At 42.0% G+C, this 24,306-nt stretch carries 16 protein-coding genes; 4 read left to right on the top strand and 12 right to left on the bottom strand.

Annotated elements, in window-relative coordinates; all coding sequences use genetic code 11:
- The 10 genes from VIM89_RS05850 to VIM89_RS05805 all read right to left on the bottom strand — a co-directional run.
- Positions 1-3,485: putative Ig domain-containing protein (locus VIM89_RS05850; protein WP_488155201.1), on the bottom strand; the 3,485-nt coding region annotated here is incomplete at its 3' end.
- A 563-nt stretch (positions 3,486-4,048) separates the two neighbouring features.
- Positions 4,049-5,194, bottom strand: a complete 1,146-nt coding sequence (locus VIM89_RS05845; RefSeq protein ID WP_488155200.1) for a PP2C family protein-serine/threonine phosphatase — start codon at positions 5,192-5,194, stop codon at positions 4,049-4,051.
- Between the two features lie 110 nt (positions 5,195-5,304).
- Positions 5,305-7,131 (bottom strand): protein kinase domain-containing protein, encoded by a 1,827-nt coding sequence (locus VIM89_RS05840; RefSeq protein WP_488155199.1) that lies wholly within the window; start codon positions 7,129-7,131, stop codon positions 5,305-5,307.
- Between the two features lie 52 nt (positions 7,132-7,183).
- Entirely contained in the window at positions 7,184-8,998 is a 1,815-nt protein-coding gene (locus VIM89_RS05835) for a protein kinase domain-containing protein (protein ID WP_488155198.1), read from the bottom strand.
- Between the two features lie 41 nt (positions 8,999-9,039).
- Complete coding sequence (locus VIM89_RS05830; RefSeq protein ID WP_488155197.1) at positions 9,040-11,007, bottom strand: protein kinase domain-containing protein; 1,968 nt, start codon at positions 11,005-11,007, stop codon at positions 9,040-9,042.
- Positions 11,008-11,102: 95 nt separating this feature from the next.
- Positions 11,103-12,224, bottom strand: a complete 1,122-nt coding sequence (locus VIM89_RS05825) for a hypothetical protein (protein ID WP_488155196.1) — start codon at positions 12,222-12,224, stop codon at positions 11,103-11,105.
- A 2-nt stretch (positions 12,225-12,226) separates the two neighbouring features.
- Complete coding sequence (locus VIM89_RS05820) at positions 12,227-12,787, bottom strand: RNA polymerase sigma factor (protein ID WP_488155195.1); 561 nt, start codon at positions 12,785-12,787, stop codon at positions 12,227-12,229.
- A gap of 1 nt (position 12,788) precedes the next feature.
- Complete coding sequence (locus tag VIM89_RS05815) at positions 12,789-13,712, bottom strand: LEA type 2 family protein (protein WP_488155194.1); 924 nt, start codon at positions 13,710-13,712, stop codon at positions 12,789-12,791.
- The gene (locus VIM89_RS05810) at positions 13,709-16,045 is read right to left on the bottom strand and encodes an FHA domain-containing protein (RefSeq protein WP_488155193.1); all 2,337 of its coding nucleotides are present in this window, start codon (positions 16,043-16,045) and stop codon (positions 13,709-13,711) included. The genes VIM89_RS05815 and VIM89_RS05810 overlap by 4 nt, the downstream gene beginning before the upstream one ends.
- Positions 16,046-16,055: 10 nt before the next feature.
- Entirely contained in the window at positions 16,056-16,880 is an 825-nt protein-coding gene (locus tag VIM89_RS05805) for a M48 family metallopeptidase (RefSeq protein ID WP_488155192.1), read from the bottom strand.
- Between the two features lie 471 nt (positions 16,881-17,351).
- Here VIM89_RS05805 and VIM89_RS05800 point away from each other — a divergent pair, with 471 nt between their 5' ends.
- The 3 genes from VIM89_RS05800 to VIM89_RS05790 all read left to right on the top strand — a co-directional run bounded on the left by VIM89_RS05800 (position 17,352) and on the right by VIM89_RS05790 (position 19,157).
- Positions 17,352-17,768, top strand: a complete 417-nt coding sequence (locus VIM89_RS05800) for a hypothetical protein (RefSeq protein WP_488155191.1) — start codon at positions 17,352-17,354, stop codon at positions 17,766-17,768.
- Between the two features lie 161 nt (positions 17,769-17,929).
- Complete coding sequence (locus VIM89_RS05795) at positions 17,930-18,235, top strand: hypothetical protein (protein WP_488155190.1); 306 nt, start codon at positions 17,930-17,932, stop codon at positions 18,233-18,235.
- Between the two features lie 181 nt (positions 18,236-18,416).
- Positions 18,417-19,157, top strand: coding sequence for a hypothetical protein (locus tag VIM89_RS05790; RefSeq protein WP_488155189.1), 741 nt, complete (start codon positions 18,417-18,419; stop codon positions 19,155-19,157).
- A 99-nt stretch (positions 19,158-19,256) separates the two neighbouring features.
- Here the strand turns inward: VIM89_RS05790 and VIM89_RS05785 are convergent, their stop codons facing one another.
- Positions 19,257-20,117: a helix-turn-helix transcriptional regulator gene (locus VIM89_RS05785; RefSeq protein WP_488155188.1), complete on the bottom strand. Its 861-nt coding sequence runs from the start codon at positions 20,115-20,117 to the stop codon at positions 19,257-19,259.
- Positions 20,118-20,473: 356 nt separating this feature from the next.
- On the opposite strand from VIM89_RS05785, the gene VIM89_RS05780 reads away from it, so the two are divergent.
- Entirely contained in the window at positions 20,474-23,653 is a 3,180-nt protein-coding gene (locus tag VIM89_RS05780; RefSeq protein ID WP_488155187.1) for a type ISP restriction/modification enzyme, read from the top strand.
- A 15-nt stretch (positions 23,654-23,668) separates the two neighbouring features.
- Here VIM89_RS05780 and VIM89_RS05775 read toward each other — a convergent pair whose 3' ends face one another.
- Entirely contained in the window at positions 23,669-24,298 is a 630-nt protein-coding gene (locus VIM89_RS05775) for a response regulator transcription factor (RefSeq protein WP_488155186.1), read from the bottom strand.
- Between the last annotated feature and the right edge of the window lie 8 nt (positions 24,299-24,306).

Here is a 24,306-nt window from a genome sequence, read left to right as displayed (position 1 = left end):
ACCTGATTATTGTGCGAATCCGCAACAAACACGTTTCCTGACGCGTCGATGGAAATTGCAAGCGGGTCGTTATAACCACTGCTAAACACACCGATATAAGCACCTGTAGGGCTATACTCGGTTACGTTACCCAAACTGTTTGGAGTAGAGAAGTTGGTAGCACGGTTCAATACATAAATATTACCTGCTCCGTCAATGGCTACACCATCCGCCTGGTTCATGCCTGTTGTTGGCAATGTAAGCAGCAGGGTGCCCGAAGAGTTATATTTTGTAACCGAGCTCGCATTGTTGCTGGTATTGTAAGTGGCAATATAAATATTGTTTGATGCATCGATAGCAATACCCAGCGGGTGACCAAGGCCGGTCACGATAGTACCCAAAGATGTACCGGTTGAGCTAAACTTATATATCGCGCCATTACCGGTGTCCATTACATAGGCGTTACCTGACGAGTCAAATACGATACCGCATGGGTTATTAAAATTGAAGCTTGACGCAAATTTACCTATATAAGTACCGCTTGAGTTGTATTCGCTAATTGTGCCATTGTTATAGTTACATACATAAATATTACCTGATGCATCAATAGCCATCAAGCTTGGTCCGCTAAGAGTAGCACCCGTCAGCTTGGTACCTGTAGACGAATAAGAATAACCTGTAACCGCGCCACCTGTATTATTTGGCGTTAACGGCGTTATAGCTGTATTCAGCGGATAAACGTTTGTTGACGGGTTATAACTAATAACCGGTGCATGCGGACTAACAGTGATGATCAGGTTTGTGCTTGATGAACCATTCGCATTGGTTGCTTTTATGGTAAATGTAGCTGTTGCGAAGGTAACCGTTGGTGTGCCCGAAATTGTGCCTGTTGTTGGATCAAATGATAAACCTGTTGGCAGCGTACCTGTGGTGATTGCAAAGGTTGATGCAACACCACCAATATTTGTAGGAATTGCCGGAGTTATTGTAGCACCAACCGAATAAGTAACCGTAGAGGGTGAATAACTTATTGACGGTGCAAGACTATTAATGGTTATAGTAACTGCAGCCGATCCACTTCCTGTAATATTGGTGGCCGTAATGGTATAAGTTTTAGATACCGATGCCGCTGTTGGAGTACCCGAAATAACACCTGTACTTGTATTAAATGATAAACCTGCAGGTAAAACGGAGCTTATTGACCAACTGGTTGCTGCTCCGCCAGTGTTGGTTGGTATTAATGATGTAATTGCAGTACCAACCGTATAGGTGTTAGTCGATGGGGTATAACTGATAACCGGCGCCTGGGCGTTAACGGTTATTGTTATCGTTTTACTTGAGCTGCCCACAGAGTTGGTAGCAGTAATGGTATACGTTGTAGTTGCGGATGAAGCAGTTGGCGTACCGGATATGATACCTGTAGTGGTGTCAAATGATAAACCGGCAGGCAAACCCGGACTTATTGACCAGCTTGATGCCGCTCCTCCTGAGTTAGTTGGTACCCAGTTAGTGATGGCTACTCCTGCAGTATAAGTATTACTTGCAGGTGAATAGCTGATATTCGGGGCGGTTGGGTTAACGCAGGTTATAGTAATTGATGTAGTGCCCACGCCACCGTCGTTATCAGCCGAAATGGTATAAGTTGTTGTTGCCGATACTGCTGTTGGCGTACCCGAAATTGCACCGGTTGTTGTATTGAATATCAAGCCTGCAGGTAAAGCCGGACCGATTGACCAACTGGTAGATGAACCACCTGTATTAGTTGGGGTCCATGTTGTAATTGCCGAACCAACAATAAAGTTATTTGATGATGGCGAATAGCTGATCACCGGTGCTGTTGGATTAACGGTAATATTAATCGTTGTATTACCGCTGCCGCCGCCATTTGTCGCGGTTACCGTATAAGTTGTTATAGTAGATAATGCGGTCGGTGTCCCGGAGATTGTACCTGTTGTGGTATCAAATGATAAGCCTGCGGGCAATGCCGGGTTTATTGACCAGCTGGTTGCTGCGCCACCTGTATTTGTTGGACTCCAGTTGGTAATTGCCGTATTGATCACATAAATATTTGCCGACGGCGAGTAACTGATTATCGGTGGCTGTGGATTAACGGTAATAGTTACCGTAGTTGTGGCATTGCCTGTTACGTTAGTAGCCGTAACGGTATAAGAGGCAGTAGCTGTTACTGTTGTTGGTGTGCCCGAAATCCCCCCCGTGCTGGTATTGAACGATAAACCCGCCGGTAGGCCAGGGCTTATTGACCAACTCGTAGCCGCACCGCCTGTGTTGGTTGGCGTCAGCGGTGTAATAGCCGCATTTATCGGATATGAATTTGTTGACGGGCTGTAACTGATGACCGGGAGCGCCGGATTTACGGTAATGGTTAAGGTTGCAGGGCTGCTACCGGCTGCATTTGTAGCAGTAACGGTATAAGTAGCTGTCGCGGTTACAGCCGTTGGTGTACCTGTTATCACGCCTGTACTGGAATTCAATGACAAGCCCGCTGGTAAGGATGGGCTAACCGACCAACTCACAACAGCCCCCCCGATGTTTGTGGGTGTCCACGAACTAATGGCTGTACCTACTACATATGTATTTGCAGATGGGCTATAACTTATATTCGGCGGCGCCGGATTATTAATGGTAATATCAATATTGAAAGTACTGCTACCGGTAGCGTTTGTGGCTGTAACCGTGTAAATAGTAAATAAAGATTGGGATGTCGGCGTACCTGTAATAGCACCAGTAGAGGTGTTAAATAACAATCCTGCCGGTAAACCAGGGCTAATTGACCAGGTAGATACTGCGCCACCCGTATTAGTTGGTGCCCAGGTACTGATAGCCGTACCTGCAGTAAAGACATTTGCCGCAGGACTATAACTAATATTTGGAGCCGGCAAAGTTACTGTAATCGATATTGTGGTGGTAGCTGTAATACTACCTGCATAGTTTGCCGTAACAGTGTAGGTGGTTGCAGCAGAGCCCACTGTTGGCGTACCCGAAATATTTCCTGAATTATCAATTGATAAATTCGCAGGAAGAGCAGGACTTATAGTAACACTGGACGGCGGATCGCTTACCGTCGGCGTCAATGTAGGTATTGCAGTACCCGCAGAAAAAGTATACGGAGAACCGGAATAGCTAATTGTTTCCCTGGTTACAGTTATTGTATAAGTCACTGTGTTATTGAGGAATTTTGATACTACAATGGTTATTGTATTATCTCCCGGATTTAATGGTATTGCGCCCGAATTTGAGCCGCTTGAAACTGTATTGCCATTTATCTTAATTGTAGAGCCACTAAGCGATTGGGTGGGCTTAAATGTTATGGATGCTGTTGAGCTGCTTTCAAGTATGGTGTAAGTAGTTGTATTACTCGTAAAATTTGGAGAAAATGTACCCGCACTTACGGTAAGGTTGCTCAATGTAGCATTAGCTGCCATCACCGCTGAAGATGACAGAACTAAAACAAACGCAGTTATAAAAAATAGTAACCTTTTTACCATGATAAACTTTGTATCGGCCCATAGCATCATACAACTACGTACCGGGTTTACGCTATAATATATTTAGTCAGTGCATGGTAACTCCACTTATACGGAAACCAATTCCTGTATTTAACTCTCCCAAGGCTCAAACGTAGATGGTTTTACTTTTCCGGTGAGTATTTGCCGGTGGCTTTTACCGAATTTATATACCCACGGATCGTTCTGATAATATTGAGGGGGCATACAGTTGGTTGGATAAATAAAGATGGGATAGCAATCCGTTCATCTCATTATTTATGATCAAAGCCTTTAAAACGCGTTTTTATACGTTTTTTCAAAATAAATGTTTCAACTTTTAAGGCTCCGTGAGGGAGGGTGACAAATAAATTAATTATTGCGAAAATAATTTGCCCATCGTTGCGATATAAAGCCATTGTTAACTGTTGGTTACGAAAAAAAAGTGTTCATAATTCAACCATTTAATTGAATACTGAACGCCTATTTGTAAGAATAGCAATGGGATAAGTCTATGAAAATGACTTATTTGAGATTAATTTTCAGGAGAATTGGGGGATGCAACATCATTTTTTAGTACTGTCTTTTGCGGTTGTTTGATCCTTTTCTGGTTTTCTGGTTTTACTGATCGATGCCTTTATCTTTATACTTTTTCCCGCTACCGATACATTAAGCTCTTTTATAGTATCCACTTTTTGCTCCGTTGTATCTTTCCTTTTTTTATTCGACGGTGAAGCCGGGTGTGGCTGGCCGCCGGATGATTTTTCAGGGCTTTTTTCTGTCGGTTTGGCTGGTCCGGAACTATCTGATGATTTTTTAGGGGTTACAACCTCATGTTTATCTTCTGAAGATTTAAAAAATCTCTTGATCGGATCCCTGAACAAAATGGCTAATACAGAAAGGGCAATTAAAAATAATAAAACAGGTAGCATCATTTTTTTACCACCTGTCACAGCGCCTCCTGAGTTATCACTGTTCAGTTTCAGCAAGTAAAGCGAGAAATTATCTTTGGTGACATCACTGCAATACTCCATGAACAGGCTTCTTTTGTTGTTAACATGACTCAGGGTGATCTGTCTTAAACGTTTATCTGTTATTTGTTCGAGCACCCCATCAGTACACAACATAAGATAATCACCATCCTGAACATTACGGATGATGTGCATTTCGATCTCAGAAGGTTCTCCTGCAGCACTCAATGCCCTTGTAATGATGTTTCGCTGGGGATGTATGCGGGCCTCTTCTTCGGTAATTTCACCATGCCGTACCAGGTTTCCAACAAGTGAATGATCTGCTGACCGCCATATCACTTCTCCTTTGCGTAAATGATAAATTCTGCTATCTCCACACCAGGCAACGGATACATTATTTCCATTAAGATAAGCCAAAGTAAGCGTTGTGCTCATCTTCTGCGCTTCGGGATGCTCAACAGCATAGTTGCGCATCTGCTGCAAAACGTATGACTGAGCCGCACGGATATAAGTATCAGTCAATGCACCGCGCACGGGGGTGTTTTGCTCAAAAAAAGCTGCAAACCCTTCGCAGGCAATACGGCTTGCTTCTTCGCCCATATTTTCGCCCCCAACCCCATCGCACACCATAAACAGTTTATCGGAAATAGTGGCTTTACCAGGTGCGGGGTAAATTGAATCCTCAAGCTGCGGTCTTTGACCTATTTCATTGAGGCAGGTAATTTGTTCTATGCTGATCATCTTTTCTCTTTTTATAGTATCCTCTACAGAACATATCGGACGAATTAAAAAATGTCACTCTCAGAAAGAATATTTTTTTAATTTTTTCTGGCAGCCTAATTCGATCTATCTTAATTCTTTAGCTGGCCATTTTCCCATTGCCCGGATGAATATAAATTACCGTTTTTGTCATAAACGCTGCCATATCCATTCCGGTCGCCGTTACTCCATGCTCCCACATATTTTGATCCATCAGTAAAAGTCATCGTCCCCTGGCCGCTTTGCTTGCTATTCACCCAATCGCCTTCGTATACCTTTCCATCGTGCCAGTAATAGGTTCCTTTACCGCTAAATGCACCGTTATACCAATTGCCTGTATATCTGTCGCCTTTAAATTCATCATCCCGGTTATAATACATTGTGCCCTGACCGGTTTGATTGCCATTGGCAAAATCGCCTATGTATTTATCCCCATTGGCTGAAATATAGGTGCCGTAACCATCCGTTAACCCATTTTTATATTCGCCTTCATAATAAGCACCGCTATGATAGTATTGCTTCCCCTTGCCGTCTGCCATGCCATTTATTGATTCGCCAACGTATTTATCACCGGCTTTATCACCGCTTGTATATAATTTAGTTCCGTATCCATTCGGCAGACCATTTTTTAACCACCCGGTATACGTGATTGTATAGGTGGTTCCGCGCAGGTTAACCTGCATTGATTTATCGGTTACATAAACTTTATCATCAGTATTACTGGATTTGACGGTAGTAGAGTCGGCCGCTTTTTTTATCTGCAGCGGCTTATATGTTGAATCAAAGGCACGTACCGTATCGGATTTTGTTGTGGAACTATCAGCTTTCTTAAAAATTTTAGGCAACACATTAATTACGATGATCACCACAATAATAGCGCCTATGGTCAGCATTACTTTGGTAACCCAATCATTCTTAACAGGTACGGGTGGCGGTATTACCGGAATTTCCTTCCTTTTATTTTTGAACGGATCGGGATCAACAGGATTGATCTGTGTACGCTCCCTGTCTTCCTGGACATCATGCACTATTTGTTTCTTTTCTTTATACTCATTGTCAAACATTTTCAGCACTGTTTCGGCATCCTCCGGCCGTGCCGAGGCATGCTTTTGCAAACAAGCCTTAATTATGGGCTGATAGCGTGCCGGAACACGGCTGTAATCCGGCTCTTGGTTAATTATTTCATCGTGGATGCTTTCGTAATCTTTGTTTTCCTCTCCAAAAGGCATCTTCCCTGTTAGCATCCGGTAAAATATTACACCCACTGCCCACAGGTCAGTACGGTTACTTATTGCGCCGTTGAGGCCGTAAGTTTTCTTTAGCAACTGTTCAGGTGCCATGTAATCAATAGTGCCAACACCTGCAGTTGTTGAGGGGCGGTTGGTATTATCCTCCAATACATCCCTGCTGATCCCGAAATCCGATATCTTCACCACATTATTTCCCTTGCGGTCTTTCTTAAACAGGATATTGCCGGGTTTCAGGTCGCGGTGAATAATTCCCTGGTCGTGCAGATAAGCCAGGCCGTTCAGTATTTGCAGGATGATCTTTACCGATTCGGCCTCGGTTGGCGGCATAGTGCTTTTTAACCATCCCGCCAAACTTCCGGCATCTGCATATTCCATCACCAGCACAGGGTAGCTCACCTGGCGCTGCATCGAATCGGTATGAACAATGTAATCGAAATTGAGATACCTGATCACATTGGTATGGGCCAGCAACTCGCCCTTCTTGTACTCCTGTTCCAGCGTATATTTCCCCTGGAACGAACCACCGGTAGAACCTTTTGCTACCGCTTCGCGATAGATCTTCAATGCTACCAAATGTCCGTTGTTATCCTTCGCCCTGAAGACTTCGGCAAATGCACCGTAGCCTATAACATCATTTTCCGGGTCCCATTCATACTGGTTAAGCTTCATGATATTTTAAATTGATTTATGTGAATGATCTAAGTGTACTCTATATTTCAAATTACATCGCTGTGCTGCTAACCCTTGTCCCCCACAACCATACCTCTTTATATTTTACTCCACCATGGGTCCATATACCATCTCCGCTTCTTTTATCATTTACCCAGTTGCCCTCATAGATGTCGCCATTGTGCCAATAGTAAATCCCTTGTCCGCTGAAATTACCATTCACGAAGCCGCCTTCATATTTGTCGCCTTTAAATTCATTTTCAGCGTTAAAATATTTGATACCTTTCCCGGTTCTGTACCCGTCTGAAAAATCTCCCACATACTGATCACCGTTCTGATACGTGAGCGTACCTTTACCTTCATACTTATCATTGGCGAATGGACCGACGTACTTCTCACCGGTAGCATATATTTCTGTACCGTTTCCATTTCGCATATCATTTCTCCACTCGCCCTGGTAGGTTTCTCCGTTTGAGAAAGTAAACTTACCGGTACCATCCTTTTTGCCGCGAATCCAGTTACCTTCATAACGGTCGCCATTGGAATAGTAATAAGTACCCTGTCCTTCAAAGTAAAAATCCTTACGCTGGCCCACATATTTTGCACCGGTCGCGTAATTGATCGTGCCATTATCAGGGTCTCCATTTTTCCAGTCGCCGCTGTAGGAATCTTTATTGGGATAAACAGCGGTACCCGTTCCATTAGGCACATTATTTTTTAATTCGCCGGTGTAGGTATAATCTACCCCCCGGCTGTCGCGAAGCTGCATATTGGTTACATTTTCAGTACCACCATGCAAAAATTTCACCCCGACAACAATAACCAGCACTACGGCAGCAGCTATGGCAATATATTTTCCAATAGGCGTGGGTTTTGCCGGGGGAGTTATTACGTCTTTATCTTTTTGCTTTTGCTTTCTATCTTTAAATGGATCAGGATTGATCTGAGTATGCCTGTTATCATCGGGAATAATTATAGTATCCAATGTTTTCTTCGGTGCATCGTCCAGCATTTTTAATACAGCATTAGCATCTGCCGGTCTTGCTGAAGCATGTTTTTGCAGGCAAGCCTTAATAACAGGCTGATACTTAACAGGCACCTTAATATAATCGGGTTCTTTGCTGATGATCTCTCCATGAATATTTTCATAGTCCTTATTTTCTTCACCAAATGGCATTTTGCCGGTAAGCATGCGGTACAGAATCACGCCTACTGCCCATAAATCGGTACGATTGCTTACTTCACCATTGAGCCCATAAGTTTTTTTCATTAATTGCTCAGGCGCCATATAATCGATAGTGCCAACACCTGCGGTTGCCGATGGTCTGTTGGTGGTATCCTGTAAAGTATCGCGGCTGATCCCGAAATCTGATATTTTAACTACCTTGTTACCCATCCTGTCTTTTTTAAACAGGATGTTGCCAGGTTTCAGATCGCGGTGAATAATGCCCTGGCTGTGCAGGTAATCCAGGCCGTTTAAAATTTCCCGGATAATTCGCACCGCTTCAGCTTCAGTTGGCGGAGTAGTGCTTTTCAGCCAACTCGCCAGGTTTCCTGCATCCGCATATTCCATTATTAAAACAGGATAACTTACTGTACGCTGCATAGAATCAACATGAACTATATAATCCAGGTTGATATACCTGATCACGTTGGTATGAGCCAGAAGCTCACCTTTTTTATATTCTTCCTCAAGCGTATACTTGCTTTGAAAAGCGCCCCCTGTTGAACCTTTTACAATGGCTTCGCGGTAGATCTTTAGCGCGGTGAAATGACCATTGTTGTCCTTTGCCCTGAATACTTCGGCAAATGCCCCGCTGCCGATCACATCATTTTCCGGGTCCCACTCATACTGATTTAGTTTCATGACAATTATTTTTTATGTTGCCTGATCGTTTGTTTAAAATTCTAGTTTGCCTTATAGCTTGCTATGTAAGAGAATACTTTTCCATTCACCCAGTTAGCTTTATATCCCGACCCATCTTTGAAAATCCGATCCCCTACACCATTGTAATTACCCATTTTCCATTCGCCATCATAATAGCCATCCCCGGGGTAATCCATCCTGCCTTGTCCATCTGGCTCGCCGCTTTTCCAATCACCTGTATACATCTTACCACTATTCCAATAATAAGTCCCGCGACCATTTTCTGCTCCATTTAACAATTCACCCTGGTATTTATCTCCCTTAAACTGATCATTCTCTTTAAAATATAAAGTTCCTGTCCCGGTTAAGTGTCCGTCTGTAACCGTCCCTATATATTCATCAGTATTTTTGAGGATCACCGTATCCTGCCCGTTCGGCAGATTTTTACTAAACATGCCGCTCCACAAATCACCATTTTCATTTTTCCATGTACCCTGACCACTCTTTTGTCCGTTTACCCATTCGCCCTTGTAATTTTCCCCTGTGTGACCGATAAAGGCGCCATGTCCATTCCAGCTATTTTTTTCAAATTCTCCATTATATATATCACCGTTGGGAAGTGAGTCGATGCCCTTACCATCTCTAAACCCTCTTTTCCATTCCCCATTATAGCTCTCCTTGCTTTTATAGGTATAAGAACCCTGGCCATCGCGCTTATCATCTTTAAATTCTCCAACATAGGTTGTCCCATCATTATAAGTTTCTGTGCCATGTCCATTCTTTTTGCCGTCTTTCCATTCTCCATTGTAGCTTCTGATATCATAATTCATGTAGTTTGCCGTACCGGTTCCATCAGGAAGGCCATCTTTTACTGCACCGGTGTAGGTGTACTGAATGGAGTCGCTGTTCTTAAAAATTTTATCTGTAACCGTGTCAGACCCCATACCAAACCTCACCCATAATGCGATAACCAGTATTACCGCAGCTGCGATCGCTATGTACTTGCCAATTGGTGACCGCTTCGGTGGTATAGGGGTTTCCCTCTTTTTCTTCTTATCCTTATCATGGTCATCTAAAATTGTGGTGCCGCCATCATCCATTTTCCCGATCTGAGTCAGCATATCCAATACACTTTGGGCAGTTTCGGGTCTTGCCGATGCATATTTCCGAAGACAACCTTTTATTACCGGCTGATATTTAACCGGAACGGCTCTGTAATCAGGTTCTTTGTTGATGATCTCGTCATAAGTATTTTCGTAACCCTTGTTCACATCGCCAAATGGCATTTTCCCGGTCAGCAGGCGATAGAAGATCACTCCAACCGCCCACAAGTCTGTACGTTCACTGATCTCACCGTTTAAACCATAGGTTTTCTTTTGCAATTGCTCGGGGGCCATATATTCAACGGTGCCTATCCCGGCGGTAGCTGAAGCACCGTCTGCACTGAACTCCAGCAAATCGCGACTAATACCGAAATCTGATATTTTTGCCACTTTATTTCCAACCCTGTCTTTTTTAAGCAGGATATTACCCGGTTTCAGGTCGCGATGAATAATGCCCTGTGTATGCAGGTAACCAAGCCCGTTCAATATTTCCCGTGTGATTCTTACAGCTTCCTGTACGTCAGGCTGAGTGGTTCTTAATAAGGCTGATAAGCTGCCTTCATCAGCGTATTCCATTATAAGCACCGGATACTTAGCATGGCGCTGCATAGCATCCACATACTGCATATAATCAAAATCGATATACCTGATCACATTGGTATGCGACAAAGACTTGCCTTTTTCGTATTCCCTTTCCAAAGTGTATTTCCCATGAGAAGATCCGCCGGTAGACCCTTCTAATATTGCTTCGGTATAAATTTTCAATGCAAAGTCATTGCCCTTTTGATCTTTAGCTTTAAATACCTCAGCAAAGGCGCCCTTGCCTAAAATATCAAGTGCCGGGTCCCATTCGTATTGATTTAATTTCATCACGGTGTTTTCGTTAGTTTTGATAAGCGATTCCATTTTGTTCTTCCTGTTTTATATTATATAGGCCGAATCAAAAAATGTCACTCGTCTTTGTATCAATTATTAAAAAATTTTATCTACAGCGATTTAAATCATTTACGGGCGTATACCGGTACTGTCACTAGTTCCCGTTTCATAAATAACCGGGCTGCTTCGCTCGATAATCCGGACAGCTCCTTCAGCCGGGTTGGATCAATATTTTTTTCGTCCAGTGCATACACTGTTGATTTATAGACCAGGTACCAGTTATGGCTATCTGGCGTCTTTACGTCGATCACCTTACAGTCAGCCGGCACAAAATTTCCCTGCAGCTCCAGTATTAGTTTATTCTTTTCTGTTTGGAAGAAATACTTTCCTTCATCCCCTTTCTGCAAACGGACAGTAAGATTATTGGAAGTATTAGCTGACGCCTGTAATGGTTCTACCTGAACCTTGATAGTCTCCGTTGTTTTAGTGCCAAAATCTTCTGATTGGCCGGTTTTGATCAGGGTTTGAATAGACGCTGTCGGGCGAAGCCTATATACATCGCCATCGTACCAGAGATTATACTGATCATCAGTTTTAAAAACATGGAGGCGGATCATACCAAGCGATGGGTTGTTGTAGATAGATAATAACCCATCTTTAAATGTATACGCCCATAAGCCAGGGCGAAGCACGGATAACACCTGCACGGTATTCACTTTGCCCCGGTCTGTCAATCCATATTGATCGCCTTTGCTAACCGGTAACGTCGGGTTGCTCTTTTTGACCGGAGCAGTTGTCGATGGGTTATTTTTCGTGCCGGCATATTGCCCCTGTTTGCTGCCCGAATCTATTTTGGTATGATTTGGTGCCTGGGCAACTTGCTGACTTGGAGCGGTCTCTTTTAAAGTAAAGTACCATATGCCAAATGCCACCAGCAGTACGGAAGCTGCAATACCAGATATCACCAGCATATTGCTGCGCCACTTGCTGATCGGTATTATTTTGTGGTCCTCTTCAATGCTCAGGTCTTCATCAATATATTCGTTATAATAACCTTCCAGTCGTTGCTTAAGTGAATCACGACCTGCTTTCTCTATTCCCTCGTATATTTTCTGGTAAGCCTCAACTTCCTTTTTAAACTCCGGATCATTGAGATAGCGGTTTTTAAACACCTGTTGCTGCTGCTCATCCAACTCATTGCTGAGATAACGGTCAATCAGATCAATATCTTTCAAATCCTCTTCCATTGCTAAATCAAATTGATAATGTGTTCGTATGACGTATAACCTTTCAACCGTTTCAGGCACCTCAGCTTTTGTTGCCTGGCCGAATGTGCATCGGCATAGCCGTAATCCTGGGCTACCTGTTCCATCCGTATTTTCAGGTATACTGTCGCTTCTATCAATGTTTTGCAGGGTTCGCCCAGCTTGTTCAGCGCATCCTGTAAATATTCACTTAGGCTTCGTTGCTGCATCCTGAACTCAAACTGCCGGTCTTCCTCTGCTTCTTCATTTATGCTAATAATATCTTTTATTTTATTAGCCTGCCTTTTCAGTTTATCCAGTTTGTCAAACCATTTATTCCGGCAAATAGTAAGCAAATAGCCTTTCAAATTATTCTGCAAGTACTTCCCTGTTCGCAGGTTCTCATAAAAGGAGATAATAGCGTCCTGCAGAAGGTCCTTTGCGTCCTCCTCGTCACCGTTATTCTGCCGGGTAAAGCGCCTTACATCCGGCAGAAAACTGTATAAATACTTCAGGTAGTTCTCGTTCCCTTTTTTTAGCTCGTCAATAATTTGTGTTTCGGTCATATTAAAAGTGAATGCCTGCTAATGGATTAAATGATACCTGCCTGGTTTCCTGTATGGGTATGTTAAATGTTCGTCCCTGTATGTAAACTTCTGCGTCGCCTTTTAAAACAAATACCGGGTTTGGGTTAAGCACATCCGACATTCGGGCCTGGCTCAACAGGCGCAGGTTATCTACTTCTACCTGCAATGGGATATCAGCATCTTTGCCGGCTTCCACGTTCACCGTATCTTTCAGTTTCCAGTTAGCTATGTTCAGGCTTTCATTTTTGCGATAGATATCCAGGTTAAGTTTGTTCAGCCTGTAATTAAATGAGAATTGATTATGCAGTCCGATAGACATCTGGAACATGCTTTTATTAAGCCCCGGTATCTTCGTCAGTCTTAGTCTTTTGATACGAAAATTGGAGTCATTTTTAAAAGTGTTATTAATCTGCGCTATCAACACCTCTTTTACATTGATGGTAATATTATCCTTCAGTGCTATGTCCCACGAAACACCAATCGATTTCACTTTGGTATCACCTGTAATGTTAAATGCGGCGCCATCGTTCTGAAGCAATTCGGGGAACACTTTAGCCAGCATCCACAAATTGATCTTAGACACCATTGGGATAATTATAGTATCCTTGCCCGGCAGATGAATTTCTTTATTCAGCGTGCTTACTCCTACAAGTTTGCCTTTATAGTAAGTATTGATCTTTGATGCAGTCAGAGTAGCGCCCATTCCGTTGGGGTTGTATACCTTAAAATCGATATTTGCTTCGAGTATTGAATCTTTTACAGCGCCGATCTTTACCGAGTTTACATCGATAAAAACCGGCTTTTTGAAGCATGAGCAAAGCAGCATGCTCAAAAACATAATCGCCAGGATATACACGGATCCGCCCACACCACGCATCGCTATTTTATTTTTATCGCGTGTCATATCGTATCTTTTTTCTTTAATGAATAATAGGTAAGCGCATAAGTAATGACGCCTAAGACCACTATAGCCATAATGTCTGATGACATATGGTTAAACATCGTTACAAATGCCCCACCACTGTCTTGTAAATCCTTATTGTAATAGAGCCCTTCAAGCGCGTGCATAGATTGGGGTGGCTTTTTGCTTTCAACCACAAGAGTAAAAATCTTATCACCCTGGATACGAAGGAACCCCTCAGTCCCCCAGCGCCCAAGAGTAAAATAACTTAAGGCGTCCACATTGACACTCCGAAGATGCTCTACCACACCTGCCAGCATGATCTGCGGCATCAGGGCAATAGGAACAACCGTTAGCACTTTCTCCGTAGTGGTAAAATAAGCTGACAGGAAAAGCCCGAAGAGGGTTGCCGATGACGCGATGTAAAACATATAAGCTATATTCTGAGAGTAACTACCTAATGATTCATCACTATGAAACCGCAAGTGGATGATTGAAATAAAAATAACCACCTGCACAAGCGAAATGATCGACAACACTACCCACTTAGAGAGTATGTAAGTATGAATGTTCAGGTTGAACATACGCTCGCGTTTATAAATGGCAAACTCGCCGACGATCTCTTTGGATGAATTGCTCACGCCAAACCAAATAGCCGAGATCGCTATCAGCATCATCACCTGCACATTTAACCCATGAAATATCACGGCCACCAAACCAGCGATAATAAATGGCTGCGCCAGCAGCAGGTACATATTGTATTTATCGCTGATCTTGATTCTTAGGTATCGGAGTGTTAGCCAGTAAAATTGCAGCAACAGGTTATTTTGCTTATCTGCTGCGATCATTTTTTCAGGCTCGCGGCGGGTGATGGCGCCTCGCGGTGCTATGTAATAACCTTTCGGATCAAATTTTTTATCGTCACCGCATATTTTATATACTTCGAGGATATTAGATGCTTTAAATTTTTCCAGCAAACCATTTCTTTCGCCATAATAAACAAAGTACCCTTTAATGGCCATAAAGATGATTTTATCCGCATAAAGCAGATCTTCAGGCTTGTGGGTCACCATTACGATAGTTGTTCCGTTAGCGGCCAGTTCCTTTAAGGATTTAAGGAATTCATCGATACTTTCCGGATCGAGCGGAGAGGTTGGTTCATCCAAGAACAAAATAGTTGGGCGACTTAGCAGCTCTACCGCAATACAAACCCTTTTGCGCTGTCCACCTGAAAGTCCGCCTACTTCCTTATGCCGTATTTCATCATCAAAATTCAGGCTGGCCAGTACTTCGGTTATTCGTTTGCTGATCTCCGCATCACTGGTATCATCGGGCAGCCTAAGTTTGGCGGCCATGTACAGCGTTTCTTCTACTTTTAGCTCTTTATGGATGATATCATCCTGCGGCACATAACCGATCTTCCGCTTTAAAAGCTGGTAGTTCTCGCGCAGTGAAAGCCCATGGATATAGATATTACCCGAAGTAGCAGGGTTATCGCCATTAAGCGCCTTCAGCAAGGTAGATTTACCGCAGCCCGACGGTCCCATCAGCGCCACTATCTTTTTATAAGGTATCTCCACACTCATCGGGTTCAGGCCGACAAACTTGTTGGCATACACTTTTCCAATACCTTCAGCACGAATGGCAACTTCTTCACGCAAATCGCGGTAGCCATCTACCAGGCTGAAACAATGCAGGTGTATTAATACGATATCTTTATCTTCCAGTAGTTTAGGCTGATTTGATTCCAAACGGGTGTCATTCAGAAATGTGCCATTGGTTGAACCTAAATCTTTTACCCAATATCTGCCTCCCTCAAAATAGATCTCCGCATGTTTGCGAGACACAGTCCGGTCATCCGGTGCCTTGTCGGGCAGTACAATATCATTGTCATCCGCGCGACCGATCTTTATCGGCAATTTCAAATTCAGCAGGCTGTCAAACTTTTTATTCAAATCCTCTGCTCCTTGCTTCTTTTCCTGTGGCTTTGGTTCGGGTTTGGGTTGTGGTTTAGGCTCGGGCCTGGGTTCAACTAACTCAGATTCTTTTGCATCTCCGAATTTCAGATGATAACTCATTATACTCACTTGGTCGCCGTTGGCAATGGCATACCATTGCTCAGGTGCGATCTTGTTCCCGTTAATCAATACCCCATTGGTACTTTTAGTGTCCATGATATGGACATTCCGGCCTTCCAGTTTAACCTGTGCGTGCTTACGAGAGATACTTTGATCGTCGATCTCCAAATCTGCACCGGCACCTTTTCTGCCGATAGAAATGGTTTGCCCATCGTTCAGTTCGTAATTAATGCCTGTATGATCTACTTTGATTATCATGTCCGGTTTATTATTTTTTGCCGATCATTTTATTTAAACATGCCCTGCGGTGAGCCGATGTTGGATGGGTAGAAGTAAAGCGTGCCAATAGTTGTTTCTTCTCCAGTCTTTCAAACTTTTGGAACAAGCCATTGAAAGCAGTTTCGTCATAACCTGCCTTTTTTGTCAGGGTTACTGCACCACGGTCGGCATCGTATTCGTCTATCTGGTCAAAAGGAGCAGATAATGTCAGGTTAAGATTTAGTGCTATTTGCTGAAACTGCTGCATGTTCAGCTTTTGTCCTGCATAAGCCAGCATGGCCATTTTCTTTATTTTGCGAACCACATGCTGATTGATAATATGAGTAAGCTCGTGCCCTAACACAAATGCCATTTCGTCATCCGAATCCACATAATCGAACAAAGCGGTAGTCACATAAATATACCCGCCGATAGTTGAAAAGGCATTGATCTCATTCGACTGAATAAGGTAAACATGATACTGACGATCAGGGAACCGTGACTGAGCAACCAGTTTGGTAACAATTTCTTTGATCTTTTGCAGATCACGCGGCCGGTTGGCAACATGGGCCTCCATCTGGGCTTGAAATTCCCGCTGCCCCAAATCATCCTGCTGTTGCGGGGTGATCGGCATTACATGATCCAGGAAATGGTTTTCGGTTTCCTTATAAACATAAACGGGACCATCAACCGGACTGCCACAGGTTTCAAAGGTCATAAACCTCTTGATACCATTTTTGTACGCCATGAGGATTTTGGATTCGCTGACCTGCGAAAAAGCTTTTGAAAAGCTTAGCAAAGCCACGGTCAGAATGAAGAATGATTTCGTTTTCATATCCTTTTTTATGGATGTATCGGACAATTTTTCCGATGTCATCTGTTTTTTTAAAAAATTTTTTTTGACTAGTTATCCGGGTATAGAAATGCTGCCGGAAGAATCAATACATCGCGCAATGTAGTTCCGGTTAGCTTTTAGTTCGGCAGGCCCGATGATACCTTAAAGATGGATTGCAGGATAAACGTTCCTCAAATCTGCACTACTTCAACTGCTAATATTTAACGAACTGTATATAAGGCACAAGGGGTACATAAAAATAAAGCAATAAAATTTGAATGCCCAACTTTTACAGGCGTTTTTTAAGTAAAGATTTTATTAAGATGTGCTGTTGCAAGGCCCGTAGCAGATGGCGCTAAAAGATGTATTGAAATGACGTGAAATTTTTTTTTATTTTTTTAGATGACGTCTGAAAATCCCTCCGATATAACTACAAAAAGCATTAAACATTCACACTTTAAAAACAACGTTATGAAAAAGTTTCTTTTTGTTATCGGAATGCTGATCGCATTTGCTTCAGCTTCACACGCACAGGGTTATGCTTATTCTTACATCAGGAATTATGCACAGGGCATGGGTTACGGCATCGGCCAGGAATGGAACTGCGGTCTTGAACAGGGCCAGGCTTTTACTAAAACCTTTACATTTAATGCTGGCGTAACCTATGACATTATCGCATTATCTGATGATGGCAATGTATTGGATGTAGACGTGGAAATATTAACCCCATCAGGTTATTTGTACGACAGAAACAGCCGCACCGGCAAATTTGCCGAAGTAGTTTTCACCCCAACTTACGATAGCACGCTCACTATTAAAGTAAAAAACACCAGCTCTGAAACGCCTTATTACGCATCTAAGGTTTATTTTATGATAGCCTATAAATGAGCATCGATAATGGTTCGTCAATAAAAAACCTGCTTGCAAACTAAGCGGGTTTTTTATTGCACTATAATTCCTATATTTCGATACTTATGTTTTTTACAATTCAAGAGCTTTTGGGATCCAAATACTTCATAATTATCCTGGGATTAGCACTTTTTTATTGTATGTACAGGCTGGCTAATTGCAAGCGGCGGTATTTTTTAAAACACGGTTATCCTGCAGTAGCAACTGTACTTTCTATTTACAAAACTGGTTTTAGTAAGGGTAATTATGACAAGATCTATGAAATCAAGCTTCAAATTGACAATGAGGATAAAACAACACGAGTTGTAACTACAACTAATAGTTATGACACCCGCTTTGATGAAATACCACAACCAGGCGACCAAATCAATATTTTGGTAGATTCTAAAAATCCTGACAGAGTAATGGTAACACCAAAGTGGTACAAAGCTCACCAGGATAGCTAAAAATAAGGCCTTTAGTCAAGAAATATTTATCTCCTCATTTTAATAAATATATCAGTTTTAAATTGATATATTAGATGTGTAAAGCCCTGATTTTCTGGTAGTACATCTTGTCTTTTGTGTTGTCACTAATAGGGGCGCATACTTCATTTTTTAATCATTCACAATTAAAAACCTAACAAAAATGACAAGGATCAGAAAAGTTCTTCAACTCCTGCCTGCATTGCTTATTGCGGCAGCTCTTGTTTCATGCGGAGGCTCGGCAAACAAGAGTACCGGCGACACCACTAAAACGGCTGACACTACCAAAAAAGCCGATACTGCAAAAAAGGCTATGCAATCTGCATTGACACCGCCATTTGATATGGTGGAAGTTGTACACGACGTAAAAGATTATAGCAAATGGAGGTCACTTTTCAATGCCGATTCAACCAATCGCAAAGGCGCGGGGCTGATGGATCTTGCAGTAGGCAGAGGCGCTGACAATCCTAACCATATCGCAATCTTCTTCAAGGTTTCGGATATGGCCAAGGGAAAAGCATTTGCTGCTGATCCGAAGTTGAAAGAAACAATGGACAAAGCCGGGGTGGTTTCAAAACCGGAAATGACTTACTATCATGTACTCAGGGTTAACACGGAATCGAAAGAAAAACAATGGTTTGTTGTTACTCATAAGGTAAAGGATTTTGATGCCTGGCTGAAAGTGTATGATGGAGAAGGTAAAGATAAAAGGGCAAGCGAAGGCTATGTAGATGTGGCTCTGTCACGCGGCATCGACGACCCTAACCTGGTACAGCTGGTATTCGACATCACTGATATGGCAAAAGCAAAAGCTGCAATTACCTCGGACGCAAAGAAAAAGCTGATGGAAAGCGGCGGTGTAATAGGCAAACCTTCTATCGAATTTTATACAACGGGCGAATGATTTATTAACGTTAATCCGGAACCCGCTTGTGTGCCAAGCGGGTTTCTTTTTTTTAATGAGTTCCGTCTGCAAACTGCAAACCCTTAACTGCCAACTGAATCACGCAGCTACGTTCCTATACTTAAGCGGCGTAGTCTGATAGCGGTTACGGAACAAACGAATAAAGGAACTAGTGCATTTAAACCCTACCATATTAACAATTTCATACACGGGGTATTCTGTTTTAGCTAATAACAACTGGGCCCTTTGCAAACGTATCTGAATAAGATATTGATGCGGCGACTGGTTATATGCCAGCTTAAATGTCCGGAGCAAATGATTTACTGAAAGACAAGCATAATTAGCCAGGCTTTCCAGGCTTACATTCTTATCGTAATTGGCATATAAATATTCTTTGGCCAGATTAAGTCGACGCAATATCTCTACGCGGGTATTTATATTCAAAAAGTTAAGTTTTTTGGCCTTCAGCGATATTTCCTCGTTATAAATGCGGCAGCAGTTTTGGAGGCAACGCTGTAATAATTCATTTATCTGTACTTCATCTGGATTCTCATCTTCTATCAGGCTTTTCAATCTGCTGATAGTCAGTTTCAGATCAGCCTTAAGCAGATAGATTGTTTCCCGAAGCTGGTAAGCCAGGTGCTCGGTATCAAATAAACCACCTTTCTTGCCTTTGAAAAACTTCTCACTAAATTCACTCAAAAACTCTTCATCAAACTCAACATACAGCACATTTACAGGCAAACGTGGATCGCTGCTGCTGGTAAATTGCGTCCCTTTATTCAGCATAATAAATGAATCGGTATGTAGCGATAACTGACGTCTGCCGATTGAGCAGGTTTCTGTTCCGCTAAAAACGAACCTGATGCTGAAATTCGCGGCCGTTTCTGAATATGACCGGTGATCGGAGGTGGTACTGGTTATTTTGTTTTTATTTTTTAGTATCCTCAGGTATTCCATATCGCACTGGCTAAAACCATTTTATGTTATGTATAAAGATACAATGGTGATTTTAGCACATTATCACCCCTATAGGGTGATTTATGAAATAATGGAGCTGACCACTACAGAATCATAAAGCCCCTCTCCCTTGGAGAGGGGTTGGGGTGAGGCTACTGCTGTTCGTTCACAACGCCGTGAACGCTCGTGAACGCCGACATAAAACACCATGTTACTGGCAAAACACTGTCACCACATTATTCAGTTAGGCATTATATATTTGTATATATGCATCACTGCATATTTATTTATTGTATGTATCAAATAACTTTTACACAATTTTAGCTAATTTGCCCTATCTAAGCCTAAATTGCTAAATGACCATATCTCAGTACGTAAGTCAGGTAAATAAACTTTACAAAACAGGGCTCTCAAGCGAACACAGTTATAGAGGTGATTTAAGAACATTACTTGAAAGCATCGTTCCTTCAGTTATAGTTACTAATGAGCCAAAACGTATCGCTTGTGGTGCGCCTGACTACATTATCACATTAAATGAAATCCCTGTTGGTTATATCGAGGCTAAAGACATCGGTAAAGACTTAGCCAGCAAGGACCACAAAGAACAATTCGAAAGGTATCGGAAGTCGCTCAATAACTTAATAATAACCGACTACCTTGATTTCTGGCTTTACATTGATGGTGAGCTAAAAACGCAATTAAAAATAGCCAAAATCGCAGGTCATGAAATAGTGCCTGTCGCTGAAAATTTCGATCAATTTACAGCGCTGATAAAAAGCTTTTGCACCCATGTGGGGCAAACCATTAAGTCGGCGTCTAAGCTGTCTGTCATGATGGCGGATAAAGCGAAATTGCTTGCCGAAATCCTTGAAAGGGCATTAAATAGTGATGAAGAAAATGAACAGGACAGCCCACTTAAAGACCAAATGCAGGCTTTCAAGGATATTTTAATACATGATATTAAACCGAAAGAGTTTGCAGATATATATGCTCAAACTATTGCTTACGGGATGTTCGCTGCACGTTTGCACGACACTACGCTTAACACTTTTACCCGGCAGGAGGCTGCCGAGTTAATACCAAAGACAAACCCATTTCTGCGCAGGCTATTTCAGCACATAGCCGCGTTTGATTTGGACGAACGAATAGCTTGGGTAGTAGATGCTTTGGCCGATATTTTCAGGGCGACGGATGTAGCGGCTATTCTGCAAAATTTCGGAAAAACCACTCAGGCAAATGATCCGATCATTCACTTCTACGAAACATTTTTGGCTGAATATGATCCCGCTTTGCGGAAGGCAAGAGGCGTTTGGTACACGCCCGAGCCGGTTGTTAATTTCATAGTTCGCGCAGTTGATGATATTCTAAAAACTGAGTTCAATTTGCCCAACGGCTTAGCGGACAATAGCAAAATAAAGATCAGGAAAAAGAGTGTTACCAAAGCGACTGCTGATCAACGGTCAAAGCTAAAAGAAATTGAAACCGAAATAGAGGTCCATAAAGTGCAGATACTAGACCCGGCGACCGGCACCGGAACATTTCTGGCTGAAGTAGTAAAGCAAGTTTACAGCAAGTTTAAGGGGCAGCAAGGGATTTGGAGTAACTACGCAGAAAATCATTTGATACCCCGTTTAAATGGCTTTGAATTATTAATGGCAAGCTATGCCATGGCTCATTTAAAACTGGACATGCTTTTAACGGAAACGGGGTTTAAATCAACAAAGAATCAACGTTTCCGGGTTTATCTGACAAACTCGTTAGAGGAGCACCACCCGGATACAGGCACCTTGTTTGCCAGTTGGCTGAGTGGGGAAGCTAATGAGGCGAATCATATAAAACGTGATACGCCGGTGATGGTCGTAATGGGAAATCCGCCCTATAGTGGCGAAAGTGCTAATAAAGGCGAGTGGATTATGGGCTTGATGGAAGATTACAAAAAGGAACCTAATTCATTAAAAAAATTGAATGAAAAAAATTCAAAATTTATTAATGATGATTATGTTAAATTTTTAAGATACGGTCAACACTTTATAGAGAAAAATGGTGAAGGTGCTTTAGCATTCATCAATCCACACGGCTACCTTGATAATCCTACATTTAGAGGCATGCGTTGGAACTTGCTTAAAACCTATGAAAAAATATATACGATTGATCTACACGGGAATAGTACAAAAAAAGAAATATCACCCGATGGAACTGCTGATGTGAATGTATTTGATATAAAGCAGGGAGTAAGTATCAATTTATTTGTTAGAACGGGAAAAAAGAGAGCGGGCGATCTGGCAAAAGTGTTTCATAAAGATGTGTATGGACAAAGAGAATTTAAGTACAATTTCTTGCTAAATAACAATTTAACAACAATAGACTTTCAGGAATTAAGTCCGATCGATCCTTATTATTTTTTCTCAAGAAAAGATCTGACCAAACCTAATGATTATGTATTAACATTTTCATTGCCTGAATTGTTCCCTGAAAACTCTTTGGGGGTGCTTTCTAAAAATGATGATCTTACAATCGCATTTGAAAAAACATCACTTTTCAATAGAATCAATTACTTAGTCGAAAATGAAGAATCGACCATAAGATCAAAATACAACATAAAAAATGACAGCCGAGATTGGGTACTATCAAAGGCCATTTCTGATTTAAAAAATAATTCCGGAACTGGAAACTTTAAGGAGATAGCCTATAGGCCTTTTGATAATCGACATACTTACTTTACAGGGGTGCCGAAAGGCTTTTTTGCCTATAGTCAAAAACGGATTATGTCAAATTTCAAGTCTCAAAATTGGGCTATCATATCTGGACGACAAGGCCAAGCAGTTGGAAGCATGACTTGGAATCTGGCGTTCATTACAAATACGATATCAGATCAAAATATTTTTTACAGAGGCGGTGGTTCGGTCTTTCCATTATACCTATACCGGCAAACAGACTCTCAATTAAGCACAGATTTAGGGCAGGTTAGGATTCCAAACTTAAAACCTTCAATACTGCAAAAAATTGCAAGTCTCTTAAATTTGGAATTTGTTAATGAAAAACAAGTTTCGAGTAAGACGTTTTCGCCAATAGATATAATGGATTATATATATGCTATTTTATATGCACCAGCATATCGGGAAGAATATAAAGAGTTTTTAAAAATTGATTTTCCACGCATACCCTATCCAAAAGACACCTCAACGTTTTGGGAATTAGTAAAATTAGGCGGTCAGCTTAGAAAATTGCACTTATTAGAAAGCGAAGAAGTAAACGATTACATAACCAGTTACCCGGAAGATGGCACCAATATAGTTTCCAGTATAAAATACGAAGCCGGACGGGTTTACATCAACGATACCCAATATTTTGATAGAGTGCCCTTAACAGCCTGGGAGTTCTATATCGGCGGCTATCAGCCTGCGCAAAAATGGCTTAAAGACCGTAAAGGCCGTGAGTTAAATTTTGATGATATTTTACATTATCAAAAAATGATAGTTGCACTGTTTGAAACTGATAGGATAATGAAAGAGATTGATTTGATTGATTTCTCTTAAAACATCCGGCAATCTTTATTTAATCAGCTTATTTTCTTTAGCCAGCCTGATCGCATCCGCACGGGAATTGACATCCAGTTTCAGGTAGATATTTTTGATATGGCTGCGTACAGTCTCCAGGTCGATAAACAGCTCTTTTGCTATCTGGCTGCGACTTTTGCCATCGGCTATTTGTTCCAGTATCTGGGTTTCGCGTTTTGATAATGGCGACTCCTGGTTACGCTGGAAAGATTTGATAACCATGCGGGCGATATTCACACTCATCGGACCACCGCCCTCCCGCACTTCTTTTATCGATTCGATAATTTTAAAAGCAGGCGTATTTTTAGTCAGATAGCCCGATGCCCCATTTGCCAGTGCTTCAAATATCTGTTTCTCTGATTCATAAACGGTCAATATCAGGATATGTGCACTGGGCAAAATTTTTTTGAGTTTAGGTATCGCAGCAATTCCATTGGTACCCGGCAATTCGATATCAAGCAATATCACATCCGGAGAATCCTCCCCTATGGTTTTAACGGCCTCATCAAAGGATGAATAGCTTCTCACTACGCTATATCCGTCAACCTGGCTGATTAGCAGGCTATATCCTTCCCTGATGATCTCATCATCCTCTATCATCACTATCCTGATATTGCGTTCCATATGCTATG

This window comes from Mucilaginibacter sp. (assembly GCF_036568825.1).
GTDB lineage: Bacteria > Bacteroidota > Bacteroidia > Sphingobacteriales > Sphingobacteriaceae > Mucilaginibacter.
Note: the sequence above shows the minus strand (reverse complement) of the source record. Positions and strands in the feature narration are given on the sequence as shown.